Origin of the sequence: Pseudomonas sp. PICF6, assembly GCF_009831705.1 — a bacterium.
Classification (GTDB): domain Bacteria; phylum Pseudomonadota; class Gammaproteobacteria; order Pseudomonadales; family Pseudomonadaceae; genus Aquipseudomonas; species Aquipseudomonas rhizophila.
Genome location: NZ_WUUD01000028.1, coordinates 16,825 through 29,068 on the forward strand (window position 1 = coordinate 16,825; position 12,244 = coordinate 29,068).

At 61.5% G+C, this 12,244-nt stretch carries 11 protein-coding genes; 9 read left to right on the forward strand and 2 right to left on the reverse strand.

Annotated features, from left to right (window positions below; translation table 11 throughout):
- On the forward strand, positions 1 to 249 hold a 249-nt coding region (locus GSM73_RS19410; RefSeq protein WP_160893597.1), incomplete at its 5' end, for a Rieske 2Fe-2S domain-containing protein.
- On the opposite strand, the gene sfsA is transcribed toward GSM73_RS19410, so the two are convergent.
- Positions 199 to 939: a DNA/RNA nuclease SfsA gene (gene sfsA, locus GSM73_RS19415; RefSeq protein WP_107322945.1), complete on the reverse strand. Its 741-nt coding sequence runs from the start codon at positions 937 to 939 to the stop codon at positions 199 to 201. The genes GSM73_RS19410 and sfsA overlap by 51 nt on opposite strands.
- Entirely contained in the window at positions 939 to 2,111 is a 1,173-nt protein-coding gene (locus GSM73_RS19420) for a pyridoxal phosphate-dependent aminotransferase (RefSeq protein WP_047229843.1), read from the reverse strand. Before GSM73_RS19420 ends, sfsA begins: the two co-directional genes overlap by 1 nt.
- A gap of 342 nt (positions 2,112 to 2,453) precedes the next feature.
- Here GSM73_RS19420 and dksA point away from each other — a divergent pair, with 342 nt between their 5' ends.
- The 8 genes from dksA to panB all read left to right on the forward strand — a co-directional run.
- Entirely contained in the window at positions 2,454 to 2,897 is a 444-nt protein-coding gene (gene dksA / locus GSM73_RS19425; protein WP_047229844.1) for an RNA polymerase-binding protein DksA, read from the forward strand.
- A 233-nt stretch (positions 2,898 to 3,130) separates the two neighbouring features.
- Positions 3,131 to 4,021: a tRNA glutamyl-Q(34) synthetase GluQRS gene (gene gluQRS, locus GSM73_RS19430; protein ID WP_047229881.1), complete on the forward strand. Its 891-nt coding sequence runs from the start codon at positions 3,131 to 3,133 to the stop codon at positions 4,019 to 4,021.
- Positions 4,022 to 4,098: 77 nt separating this feature from the next.
- A complete protein-coding gene (locus GSM73_RS19435) occupies positions 4,099 to 4,275 on the forward strand; it encodes a hypothetical protein (protein WP_003176118.1) in 177 nt (58 codons plus the stop codon).
- Complete coding sequence (locus tag GSM73_RS19440; protein ID WP_160893587.1) at positions 4,259 to 7,213, forward strand: sensor histidine kinase; 2,955 nt, start codon at positions 4,259 to 4,261, stop codon at positions 7,211 to 7,213. Before GSM73_RS19435 ends, GSM73_RS19440 begins: the two co-directional genes overlap by 17 nt.
- Positions 7,214 to 7,235: 22 nt before the next feature.
- A complete protein-coding gene (locus GSM73_RS19445; protein ID WP_076386346.1) occupies positions 7,236 to 8,666 on the forward strand; it encodes a sigma-54 dependent transcriptional regulator in 1,431 nt (476 codons plus the stop codon).
- A 715-nt stretch (positions 8,667 to 9,381) separates the two neighbouring features.
- The gene (locus GSM73_RS19450) at positions 9,382 to 10,779 is read left to right on the forward strand and encodes a polynucleotide adenylyltransferase PcnB (protein ID WP_047229847.1); all 1,398 of its coding nucleotides are present in this window, start codon (positions 9,382 to 9,384) and stop codon (positions 10,777 to 10,779) included.
- Between the two features lie 3 nt (positions 10,780 to 10,782).
- On the forward strand, positions 10,783 to 11,268 hold the full coding sequence (gene folK / locus GSM73_RS19455) for a 2-amino-4-hydroxy-6-hydroxymethyldihydropteridine diphosphokinase (protein WP_160893589.1): 486 nt from the start codon (positions 10,783 to 10,785) through the stop codon (positions 11,266 to 11,268).
- Positions 11,269 to 11,670: 402 nt separating this feature from the next.
- The coding region (panB, locus tag GSM73_RS19460) for a 3-methyl-2-oxobutanoate hydroxymethyltransferase (RefSeq protein WP_372241400.1) at positions 11,671 to 12,244 on the forward strand (574 nt) is incomplete at its 3' end.

Consider the following 12,244-nt stretch of genomic DNA (forward strand, 5'->3'; position numbering starts at 1 on the left):
CTGGCGGTGCGTCGCGCCGGCCAGGTGTATGTCTATCTCAACCGCTGCCCGCACCGCGGCGTACCGCTGGAATGGCGGCCCAATGAGTTTCTCGACCCCAGCGCCAGCCTGATCCAGTGCGCCACCCACGGCGCACTGTTTCTGATTGAAAGCGGTGAATGCGTCGCCGGCCCTTGCGCCGGGCAGTCCCTGGCTGCGTTAGAGAGCCGGGAGGACGAGCAAGGCATCTGGGTCGAGCAGCACCGGTAACGGCCGATCCACCCACATTTGCTCGGGCGTCAGCGTCACCCCGTAGGCCAGCACTTCCACGCCCGCGGCCACAGCGTCGCGCAACGCCGCCGCGTACAGCGGGTCGATTTCCTGTGCCGGGCGCACGGCGTCGATCCCGCTTAGGTTGACACAATACAACTGCACCGCCCGCACGCCGTCCCGGGCCAGGTGAGCGAGTTCGCGCAGATGCCTGGCTCCCCGCTGGGTCACCGCATCGGGAAACGCCGCCACGGTCGTGCCGTCAAAACCCAACGTGACACTTTTGACTTCGACCCAGGCAGAGCCTTCGTCGTAGTCCAGTCGGAAATCGATACGACTGTTTTCCTGACCGTAAGCCACTTCACGCTTGAGCCCGGTAAAACCGTTCAGCTCGCTGATGACCCCGGCACGCAGGGCCTCTTCGATTAGCGGGTTGGCTCGCGCGGTATTGATGCAGGCCAACCGCCCCTGGGGGGTTTCGCCTATTTCCCAGGTGCCGGGCAATTTGCGCTTGGGGTCGCTGGAACGACTGAACCAGACTCGCGCACCTTCGGCCATGCAATTGAGCATCGAACCGGTGTTGGGGCAATGAATCGTCAGCAGTTCGCCATGAACGGTCTCGATATCGGCAAGAAAACGCTTATAACGTCGAATCAGCCGGCCTTCTTCCAGCGCAGGTGAAAAAAGCATCAGCCTTGCCAACTCCGCAGTCCGCGCTCGATTCGCTCCACCGCTTCCTGGAGCCGCGGCAAGCTCTGGGTGTAGGCGAAACGCACATGGTGCCCAGCCTGATGGCGACCGAAATCCAGCCCTGGCGTGAACGCCACATGCTCGGTCTCCAGAAAGTGCTGGCAGAACGCAAAAGCATCGCCGCCGAATGCACTAATGTCGGCATACAGGTAAAACGCCCCTTCCGGCTCCACTGCGATGCCGAACCCCAGATCACGCAAGGCCGGTAGCAGAAAGTCGCGCCGCAGCGCGAACTCGGCCCGGCGCTGCTCGAATATCTCGATTGTCGCCGGTTCGAAACAGGCCAACGCCGCGTACTGGGCCATGCTCGGCGCACTGATGTAAAGGTTCTGCGCCAGCTTCTCCAGCTCACCAACAGCCGCCGAAGGGGCCACCAGCCAGCCCAGTCGCCAGCCGGTCATGCCGAAATACTTGGAAAAGCTATTAAGGACGAAAGCTTCGTTGTCGACTTCCAGCACGCTCGCGGCATCGGTGCCATAAGTCAGGCCGTGATAGATCTCATCCACCACCAAGTGACCGTTGTGGCCCTTGATTGCCTTGGACAGGCCGGCCAGTTCGTCCCGGCTGAGAATCGTCCCGGTCGGGTTGGCCGGCGACGCGACCAGCGCACCCACGCTGTTCGAGTCCCAATAGCGGTTCACCAGGTCCGGGGTCAGCTGGTAGCGCACGTCCGGGCCTACCGGCACCAATTGAGCCGTACCTTCCACCAGCCGCAGAAAGTGGCGATTGCAGGGGTAACCGGGGTCCGCCAACAGCCAGTGCTTGCCCGGGTCCACCAGCAACGCGCTGGTCAGCAGCAACGCGCCGGATCCGCCCGGCGTGACCAGGATGCGCCGTGGGTCTATGTCCACACCGTAGCGCTGCCCATAGAAACCGGCGATGGCTTCGCGCAGCTCGGGGATGCCACGGGCCGCCGTGTAACGGGTCTTTCCCGCCGCCAGCGCGGCCTGGCCGGCCTGGATGATCGGCTCAGCCGTGGTGAAGTCCGGCTCGCCGATCTCCAGGTGGATGACATCGTGCCCGGCGGCCTGCAGCTCATTGGCACGGGCCAGGAGCGCCATCACATGGAAAGGTTCGATGGCGCGGCTACGCGCACTGTAGGGCTGAGCCATTAGCCTTCCTTCTGGTAAAAAAGAACCGATTCTACCTAACTCTCCGGCCAACCCAGAAACAACTGCGCAAGCGAGCACGAACTCAGGGTCCGGCCGCTTGCAGCAAATGTCTCCAGCGATCGGCTCAGGCTTGACTAGAATCAAGCATTGAGCAGGTTTGTCACTCCTCCGGACTGAACTTGACCACGCTTTGCAAGCCCCGGCCACCGCAGGCTCGACAACCGGGAGTAGCGCGGCCCGATTTGATCTGGTAAGTTCGCCCGCTTGCAGCCGCAGGGCCGGCAGGTGTCGGTGATGGAGCAATCCTGCGTAGTGGATTACAAGAGTAGAGGCGGTCCATTCATGCCCACCCAAGCAAAGCAGAATCAAAATCAGTCGCTCAGCGGGTTTGAGCCGTACGTGCCGCAAGCTGGCGAAGAGTACATGGGCGCCCCCATGCGCGCGCACTTCACCAAGATCCTGAACAAGTGGAAACAGGACTTGATGCAGGAAGTCGACCGCACTGTGGATCACATGAAAGACGAAGCGGCGAACTTCCCTGACCCGGCCGACCGTGCCAGCCAGGAAGAAGAATTCAGCCTCGAACTGCGCGCCCGCGACCGTGAGCGCAAGCTCATCAAGAAAATCGACAAGACGTTGCAACTGATCGAAGACGAAGAATACGGTTGGTGCGAGTCCTGCGGCGTCGAGATCGGCGTCAAGCGGCTGGAAGCACGTCCGACCGCCGACATGTGTGTCGACTGCAAGACCCTGGCGGAAATCAAGGAAAAACAGGTCGGCAAGTAAATTGCCTGGGCTGTCATCGAAAAACGGAGCGTTCACACGCTCCGTTTTTTGTTTCTGATACTTACCGCACACCCGGTTCCCTTGTGGGAGCGAGCCTGCTCGCGATAGCGGTGGGTCAGCCACATCAATGCCCACTGATAAGACGCTATCGCGAGCAGGCTCGCTCCCACAGAGGGGTGGCTTCGTCAGCAGGAAATGTATTCCAACAGCCCGGACCCAGTAACATTCGCTTTATGACCGCCACTGCCCCCTACATCGGCCGCTTCGCCCCCACACCCAGCGGCCACCTGCACTTTGGCTCCCTGGTCGCCGCGCTGGCGTCCTATCTGGATGCCCGGGCCGCGGGCGGGCGCTGGTTGCTGCGCATGGAGGACCTTGACCCACCACGGGAAGAGCCTGGCGCGCAAGCGGCAATCTTGAAGGCACTGCAAAGCTACGGGTTTGAATGGGACGGCGAGATGGTCCGTCAGAGTGAGCGCCATGAGGCCTACGACCAGGTCATCAATCGCCTGCTCAGCCAGGGTCTGGCCTATGCCTGCACCTGCTCGCGCAAACAACTGGAGCCGTATCAGGGCATTTATCCGGGCCTGTGCCGCAACGCCGGTCACGACACCAAAGACGCGGCCATCCGCCTGCGCGTTCCCGAGCTGGCGTATCACTTCAACGACCGTGTACAAGGCCCGTTCCGCCAGCACCTGGGCCGTGAGGTCGGCGATTTCGTGATTCGCCGTCGCGACGGGCTCTATGCTTATCAACTGGCGGTGGTGCTGGACGACGCCTGGCAGGGGGTCACCGATATCGTGCGCGGTGCCGACCTGCTGGACTCCACGCCACGTCAGCTGTACCTGCAAGAGCTGCTTGGCTTGCCACAACCGCGCTACCTGCATGTGCCGCTGATCACCCAGCCGGACGGGCATAAACTCGGCAAGTCCTACCGCTCGCCACCGCTGGCGGCCGATCAGGCCACGCCATTGTTGTTGCGGGCACTGCGCGCGCTGGGCCAACAGCCAGGCCCCGAACGGGTCGACGCCAGCCCCCGGGACCTGCTGGACTGGGGCATTCGCCATTGGGATGCGGGGAAGATACCGCGCACTTTGACCCTGCCAGAGGCGCAAATACGTTGACGGCGCTTGCAGCTTGGCCCCCATCCGTTACCATCGCCGCACGTTTTCGGGCACGCGTTTAAAAAAGAGAGGCCGGGATGTACATCTATCGCTTGGTCCTGCTCCTGGTAGTGGGGATTTATCTGTTCTCCCCGGCCATCATGGATTGGTGGATCGACGCCACGGGTGCCTGGTATCGGCCCTATCTGCTTTGGCTGATCCTGATCGTCGTGACCTTCATCCTGCAGAGCCAAAAAGATGCCGATGAGCTTTAGCCTGACCCAGATGATCCTGATCAGCGCAGCCTACCTGGCAGTGCTGTTCGGCGTCGCCTGGATCAGCGAACGGGGCATGATCCCCCGGGCGATCATCCGCCACCCGCTGACCTACACCCTGTCGCTGGGCGTCTACGCCAGCGCGTGGGCGTTCTATGGCACGGTCGGGCTGGCCTATCAGTACGGCTACGGTTTTCTGTCCAGCTACCTGGGGGTATCGGGGGCATTCCTGCTGGCACCGGTGCTGCTCTACCCGATCCTGAAAATCACCCGCACCTACCAGCTATCATCCCTGGCCGACCTGTTCGCCTTTCGCTTTCGCAGCACCTGGGCCGGCGCGCTGACCACGATTTTCATGCTGGTGGGCGTACTGCCGTTGCTGGCCCTGCAGATCCAGGCGGTGGCCGACTCCATCAGCATCCTCACCCGCGAACCGGTGCAGCACCGGGTCGCACTGAGTTTCTGCGCGCTGATCATTCTCTTCACGATTTTCTTCGGTTCCCGCCACATCGCCACCCGGGAGAAACACGAAGGCCTGGTGTTCGCCATCGCCTTCGAATCGGTGATCAAATTGATCGCCATCGGCGGCGTCGGCCTCTATGCCCTGTACGGCGTATTCGATGGCCCGCAACAACTCGAGCTGTGGCTGCTGCAGAATCAGACCGCCCTCGCCGCCCTGCACACACCTCTGCAGGAAGGCCCGTGGCGCACGCTGTTGCTGGTGTTCTTCGCGTCAGCGATCGTCATGCCGCACATGTACCACATGACCTTTACCGAAAACCTCAACCCGCGCTCGCTGGTGAGCGCGAGCTGGGGCCTGCCGCTGTTCCTGCTGCTGATGAGCCTGGCGGTGCCGCTGATCCTGTGGGCCGGACTGAAGCTGGGAGCCAGCACCAATCCTGAGTATTTCACCCTCGGCATCGGCATCGCCGCCAACAGCAAGGCCCTGGCGTTGCTGGCCTACATCGGTGGCCTGTCGGCGGCCAGTGGCCTGATCATCGTTACCACGCTGGCACTGTCGGGCATGGCGCTCAACCATCTGGTGCTGCCGCTCTACCAGCCGCCAGCCGAGGGCAATATCTACCGCTGGCTGAAATGGACCCGCCGCGCACTGATCGTCGCCATCATCATGGCCGGCTACGGCTTTTACCTGATGCTGGGCGACGGACAGGACCTGGCCAACCTCGGCATTGTCGCGTTCGTCGCCACCTTGCAGTTCCTGCCCGGCGTACTGTCGGTGCTGTATTGGCCAACAGCCAACCGCCGTGGTTTTATCGCCGGTCTGCTCGCGGGGATCCTGGTGTGGCTGGTCGCCATGCTGTTGCCACTGCTGGGCAACATGCAGGGCTTCTATATCCCGTTGCTGAACATGATCTACGTGCTCGACGACACCAGTTGGCACATGGCGGCCATCGCCTCGCTGGCGGCGAACGTGCTGATGTTCACCCTGATTTCACTGTTCACCAACGCCAGCAGCGAAGAGGCCAGCGCCGCCGAAGCCTGCGCGGTGGACAACGTTCGCCGCCCTCAGCGCCGGGAACTGCACGCCGCCTCACCCCAGGAGTTCGCCACGCAACTGGCCAAGCCCCTGGGCGCCAAGGCCGCGCAAAAAGAAGTCGAACAGGCCCTGCGCGACCTCTACCTGCCCTTCGATGAACGCCGTCCATATGCCCTGCGTCGCCTGCGGGACCGGATCGAAGCCAACCTGTCCGGCCTGATGGGCCCCAGCGTGGCCCAGGACATGGTCGAGACGTTCCTGCCCTACAAGGCCGGCGGCGAGAACTATGTCACTGAAGACATCCACTTCATCGAGAGCCGTCTGGAAGACTACCACTCGCGCCTCACCGGCCTGGCCGCCGAACTGGACGCCTTGCGCCGTTATCACCGCCAGACCTTGCAGGAACTGCCGATGGGCGTGTGCTCCCTGGCCAAGGACCAGGAAATCCTGATGTGGAACAAGGCCATGGAGGAACTGACTGGAATCGCCGCCCAGCGCGTGGTCGGTTCACGACTGAGTACCCTGAGTGAGCCGTGGAAAGGCCTGCTGCAAGGCTTCATCGACCTGCCGGATGAGCATTTGCACAAGCAGCACCTGGCCCTCGACGGCCAGACTCGCTGGTTGAACCTGCACAAGGCGGCGATCGACGAGCCGCTGGCGCCGGGTAACAGTGGCCTGGTGTTGCTGGTGGAAGACCTCACCGATACTCAGATGCTCGAAGACAAGCTGGTCCACTCCGAACGGTTGGCAAGCATCGGTCGGCTGGCCGCCGGGGTGGCCCACGAAATCGGCAACCCGATCACCGGCATCGCCTGTCTGGCGCAAAACCTGCGCGAAGAGCGCGAGGACGACGGCGAACTGACGGAAATCAGCGGTCAGATCCTCGAACAGACCAAGCGTGTGTCGCGTATCGTCCAGTCACTGATGAGCTTCGCCCATGCCGGCGGCCACCAGCACAACGACGAGCCCGTCTGTCTAGCCGAAGTGGCCCAGGACGCCATTGGTCTGCTGGCCCTGAACCGGCGCAATTTCGAGGTGCAATTCTTCAACCTGTGCGACCCGGATCACTGGGTCGACGGCGATCCCCAGCGGCTCGCCCAGGTACTGATCAACCTGCTCTCCAACGCCCGCGACGCCTCACCTGCGGGCAGCGCGGTGCGGGTCAAGAGCGAAGCCAGCGAACACACGATCGACCTGATCGTCGAAGACGAAGGCAGCGGTATCCCCCAGAACATCATGGACCGATTGTTCGAACCTTTCTTCACCACCAAGGACCCGGGCGAAGGCACCGGTCTGGGCCTTGCACTGGTCTATTCCATCGTTGAAGAGCATTATGGACAAATCACCATCGACAGCCCGGCCGATGTACAAAGCCAACGCGGCACCCGTATACGGGTGACCTTGCCGCGTCATGTCGAAGCGACGTCCGCTGTGAACTGAGACCGTCGAGAGAATCGAATCAATGCCGCACATTTTGATCGTCGAAGACGAAACAATTATCCGCTCCGCCTTGCGCCGCCTGCTGGAACGCAATCAGTACCAGGTCAGCGAAGCCGGTTCAGTGCAGGAAGCACAAGAACGTTTCAGCATTCCAACGTTTGACCTGATCGTCAGCGACCTGCGCTTGCCTGGCGCCCCCGGCACCGAACTGATCAAGCTCGGCCAGGGCACGCCGGTGCTGATCATGACCAGTTACGCCAGCCTGCGCTCGGCGGTGGACTCCATGAAAATGGGCGCGGTGGACTACATCGCCAAGCCGTTTGACCACGACGAGATGCTCCAGGCCGTGGCCCGCATCCTGCGCGACCGACAGACGGCGGCCAGCCATGCGCCGGAACCGGCGAGCAAGGCGACAGCCTCCACCAAAGGCGGCGCCGGCAACCATAACGGCGAAATCGGCATCATCGGCTCCTGCCCGCCCATGCAGGACTTGTACAGCAAGATCCGCAAAGTGGCGCCCACCGACTCCAATGTCCTGGTCCAGGGCGAGTCCGGCACCGGCAAGGAGCTGGTAGCCCGTGCGCTGCATAACCTGTCCCGACGGGCCAAGGCCCCGATGATTTCGGTGAACTGCGCGGCGATCCCGGAAAGCCTGATCGAGTCCGAACTGTTCGGTCACGAAAAGGGTGCGTTCACGGGTGCCAGCGCCGGGCGCGCCGGGCTGGTGGAAGCGGCGGACGGCGGGACGCTGTTCCTCGATGAAATCGGTGAACTACCCCTTGAAGCCCAGGCACGTTTGCTGCGGGTGCTTCAGGAAGGCGAGATCCGTCGGGTCGGGTCGGTGCAGTCGCAGAAAGTCGACGTGCGCCTGATCGCGGCCACGCACCGCGATCTCAAGAGCCTGGCGAAGATCGGCCAGTTCCGTGAAGACCTGTATTACCGTTTGCACGTCATCGCCTTGAAGCTGCCGGCCCTGCGCGAGCGTGGCGCCGACGTCAACGAAATCGCCAATGCTTTCCTTGCCCGCCAGAGCGCGCGGGTCAACCGCACCGATCTCAAGTTCGCCCCGGATGCCGAACAGGCCATCCGTCACTACGCCTGGCCGGGTAACGTTCGAGAGCTGGAAAACGCGGTAGAGCGAGCAGTTATCCTCTGCGAGAGCCCGGAAATCTCGGCCGACCTGCTAGGCATCGACATCGAGCTCAGTGACCTGGACGATGACGAGTTCATCGGCCTGGCCCCGCAACAGGGTGGTGCCAACAACTCCAGTCACGAGCCTACCGAAGACTTGTCCCTGGAAGATTACTTCCAGCATTTCGTCCTCGAACACCAGGACCACATGACTGAGACCGAACTGGCGCGCAAGCTGGGGGTTAGCCGCAAATGCCTGTGGGAACGCCGCCAGCGCCTGGGTATCCCACGCCGCAAGACCGGGGTCGCCAGCGAAAGCTGAGGTGCGCGGGTAACACCGCCCATTGTGAAAAAACTGTTACCTCAGCTTTTTCACGTAACAGAAGCCGGGGTTTACGGTAACGAAACCCCGGCTTTTTTTCGCCCCGAAAAAACCAGCAACCCCGCCAGCCCCCCGACTTTGCTAGGGTTCGCAAAAGTTGGCACGCACCCTGCTATAGCTTTGGTACAAGAACAATAACAAACCGTGTAAACGACAATAAAAATAAGACGAATCGACTCACGCACAATAAAAACAAGACGGCGAGAGGCGCAGCTAACTGATTCTTTTGGAGAGGCGTTGTATTTGGGGCTTGCCCCACAACCAGGCCGAGAACAATAAAACTGTCCCAAGACAGGTGCCTGAACTGGTTGGATCGATTGATCACTGCAACACAGCGACCAAAGCAATCCGTTTGCTCTTGACTCCCGAATGGGAGTGTCACGCAGGGAAAACCTCGTGGCGCGGGCACTCAACAAAAACAAGAAGCCCGAAATCAATAATAAAAACAGAGCACGCAACTAATTCTGGGGGAGCTTCGGCTCCCCCTGTGGTTTCCGGCATTCCCCTTCCCTTAAAGCCTACAAGGCTTGTCGCTCAAGCTTGCAGCTCAAAACTGCTCCGTCCTACACCATCCCTCGACTAAATGCTAGAATCCCCGCCCATCATGCGGTCACTCTTCGTTTTTGGCCGAATATTCCTTCAAACAGTGCATCCCATGCTGAAGAAGCTGTTCCAGTCATTCCGTTCTCCCTTGCGTCGTACGCAACACATTCGCAGCACGCCTGAAGTGCTCAACAGTGGCCAGCATTCGTTGCAAAAGGCCCAGTTCAGCCGTTACGCGGTGAACATCGTCGAACGCCTGCAGAACGCCGGCTACCAGGCTTATCTGGTGGGCGGATGTGTGCGTGACATGCTGCTCAACATCACGCCCAAGGATTTCGACGTCGCCACCAGCGCCACGCCGGAACAGATCCGCGCCGAATTTCGCAACGCACGGATCATTGGTCGGCGCTTCAAGCTGGTCCACATCCACTTCGGCCGCGAAATCATCGAAGTGGCGACATTTCGCGCCAACCACCCGCAAAACGATGAAGAAGAAGACAGTAGCCAGTCTTCGCGCAACGAGAGCGGGCGCATCCTGCGCGATAACGTCTACGGCACGCTGGAAGAAGACGCGCAACGCCGCGACTTCACCATCAACGCCCTGTATTACGACCCGGTCAGCGAACGCATCCTCGACTACGCCAATGGCGTACACGACATCCGCAATCGCCTGATCCGCCTGATCGGCGACCCCAAGCAGCGTTACCAGGAAGACCCGGTGCGCATGCTGCGAGCCGTGCGTTTCGCCGCCAAGCTGGATTTCGGCATCGAAAAACACAGCGCCACGCCGATCCGCGAATTGGCGCCGATGCTGCGGGAAATCCCGTCGGCCCGTCTGTTCGAGGAAGTGCTCAAGTTGTTCCTGTCGGGCAACGCGGCGGACACCTTTGAAATGCTGGTGGACCTGCAACTGTTCGACCCGCTGTTCCCGGCCAGCGCCGAAGCGCTGGAGCACAACCCGACCTACACCCACACCCTGATCAGCGAAGCGTTGATCAACACCGATCTGCGCATCAAGCAGAACAAACCGGTGACCCCGGCCTTCCTGTTTGCCGCACTGCTCTGGCCTGCCCTCCCGGCCCGGGTGCTGCGCCTGCAGGAGCGCGGCATGCCGCCGATCCCTGCCATGCAGGAAGCCGCCCACGAGCTGATCAGCGAACAGTGCCAGCGCATCGCGATTCCGAAACGCTTCACGATGCCGATCCGCGAAATCTGGGACATGCAGGAACGTTTGCCACGGCGCAGCGGCAAACGTGCCGACCTGCTGCTGGACAACCCGCGTTTCCGGGCTGGCTACGACTTCCTGCTACTGCGTGAAAGCGCCGGCGAACAAACCGATGGCCTCGGTGAATGGTGGACTGACTACCAGGACGCCAACGACAGCGAGCGCCGCGACATGATCCGCGAACTCAGTGGTAAGGACGACGGTGCCAGCGGCCCGCGCAAGCGTCGTCGCAGCAGCGGCGCCAAGCGTAAACGTGCCGGTGTCCCGAGCGCTTCGGACGAGTAATCGATGGAGCGCATCTACATCGGCATGGGCAGTAACTTCGCCGAGCCCGCCGAACAATTGCGCAGCGCTGTCCAGGCGCTGGCGCAACTGCCCGACACGCAACTGGCGGGCGTGTCAGCGTTCTACCAGAGCGACTCCCTGCTGCCCGGCCAGCCACGCTACACCAATGCGGTCGCGGCGCTGGACAGTCGCCTGGCGCCGCTGGACCTGCTCGATGCGCTGCAAGCCATCGAAACCGGGCAAGGTCGCGAACGCCTGGAGCGCTGGGGTCCGCGCACCCTGGACCTGGACATTCTCCTGTTCGGCGATCGCCTGATCGACGAGCCCCGCCTGAAAGTCCCTCACTACCACATGCATGCCCGGGCCTTCGTACTCTATCCCCTCGCAGAACTGGCACCCGCCGACCTGCGCCTGAGCGATGGACGCCTGCTCAAGGACCTGCTTGCAGTGTGTCCGTTTGTCGGCCTGGAACGCTTGCCCTCCAACTGACGTAGATAGCCTGTGGGAGCGAGCCTGCTCGCGACAGCGGTGATTGAACCAATGCAAATGTCGACTGACACACCGCAACCGCGTGCAGGCTCACTCCCACAAGATTCGGACCCTACAGTCACTTTCGAGACTCTCCCCCACGCTGAAACGCATCAGTAACCCCGGTAACACCCGGCGGTAACACATCCAATTGACTTCCCGGGTACTCCTCACGACTATAGGCGTCCCGTCGCCGCCAACGCGGCGCTAAAGGGCGCAATCCAGGCCTTACAAGCACCACGCATAGAGGGTGCGCCTGTATAAATGACGAATCATGCGCGTTACTCGCAGTAGTTCAAGGAGGTGTTCTCAGTCAGGGAAACCGATTGAGAACATCCCCTGGCGCCTAATGAGGACTTTTTCATGCCAGCTATTACCCTGACCACGCTGCAAGGTCTCAAGCAAAAAGGTGAAAAAATCACCATGCTGACCTGCTATGACGCAACTTTCGCCCACGCCTGCAATGAGGCCGGTGTCGAAGTGCTGCTGGTGGGCGATTCCCTCGGCATGGTGCTGCAAGGTCACGACAGCACGCTGCCGGTGACCACCGCCGAGATGGCCTATCACGTGGCCGCCGTCAAACGCGGTAACACCGATGCACTGATCCTTGCCGACCTGCCATTCATGGCCTACGCCACCCTCGAACAAACCATGACCAACAGCGCCATGCTGATGCAGGCCGGCGCCCACATGGTGAAAGTAGAAGGCGCGTTGTGGCTGGCCGATTCCATTCGCCTGCTGGCCGAACGCGGCATCCCGGTGTGCGCACACCTGGGCTTGACGCCCCAAGCGGTGAACATCCTCGGTGGCTACAAGGTTCAGGGCCGCAATGAAAACCAGGCCCGTCAGATGCGCGCCGATGCGATCGCGCTGGAGCAGGCGGGTGCCGCGATGTTGCTGCTCGAATGCGTGCCCAGCGAACTGGCGGAGGAAATCA

Coding starts and splice junctions, on each gene's coding strand:
- sfsA (WP_107322945.1), bottom strand. CDS start 939: ATGCTTTTTTCACCTGCGCTGGAAGAAGGCCGGCTGATTCGACGTTAT.
- GSM73_RS19420 (WP_047229843.1), bottom strand. CDS start 2,111: ATGGCTCAGCCCTACAGTGCGCGTAGCCGCGCCATCGAACCTTTCCAT.
- dksA (WP_047229844.1), top strand. CDS start 2,454: ATGCCCACCCAAGCAAAGCAGAATCAAAATCAGTCGCTCAGCGGGTTT.
- gluQRS (WP_047229881.1), top strand. CDS start 3,131: ATGACCGCCACTGCCCCCTACATCGGCCGCTTCGCCCCCACACCCAGC.
- GSM73_RS19435 (WP_003176118.1), top strand. CDS start 4,099: ATGTACATCTATCGCTTGGTCCTGCTCCTGGTAGTGGGGATTTATCTG.
- GSM73_RS19440 (WP_160893587.1), top strand. CDS start 4,259: ATGCCGATGAGCTTTAGCCTGACCCAGATGATCCTGATCAGCGCAGCC.
- GSM73_RS19445 (WP_076386346.1), top strand. CDS start 7,236: ATGCCGCACATTTTGATCGTCGAAGACGAAACAATTATCCGCTCCGCC.
- GSM73_RS19450 (WP_047229847.1), top strand. CDS start 9,382: ATGCTGAAGAAGCTGTTCCAGTCATTCCGTTCTCCCTTGCGTCGTACG.
- folK (WP_160893589.1), top strand. CDS start 10,783: ATGGAGCGCATCTACATCGGCATGGGCAGTAACTTCGCCGAGCCCGCC.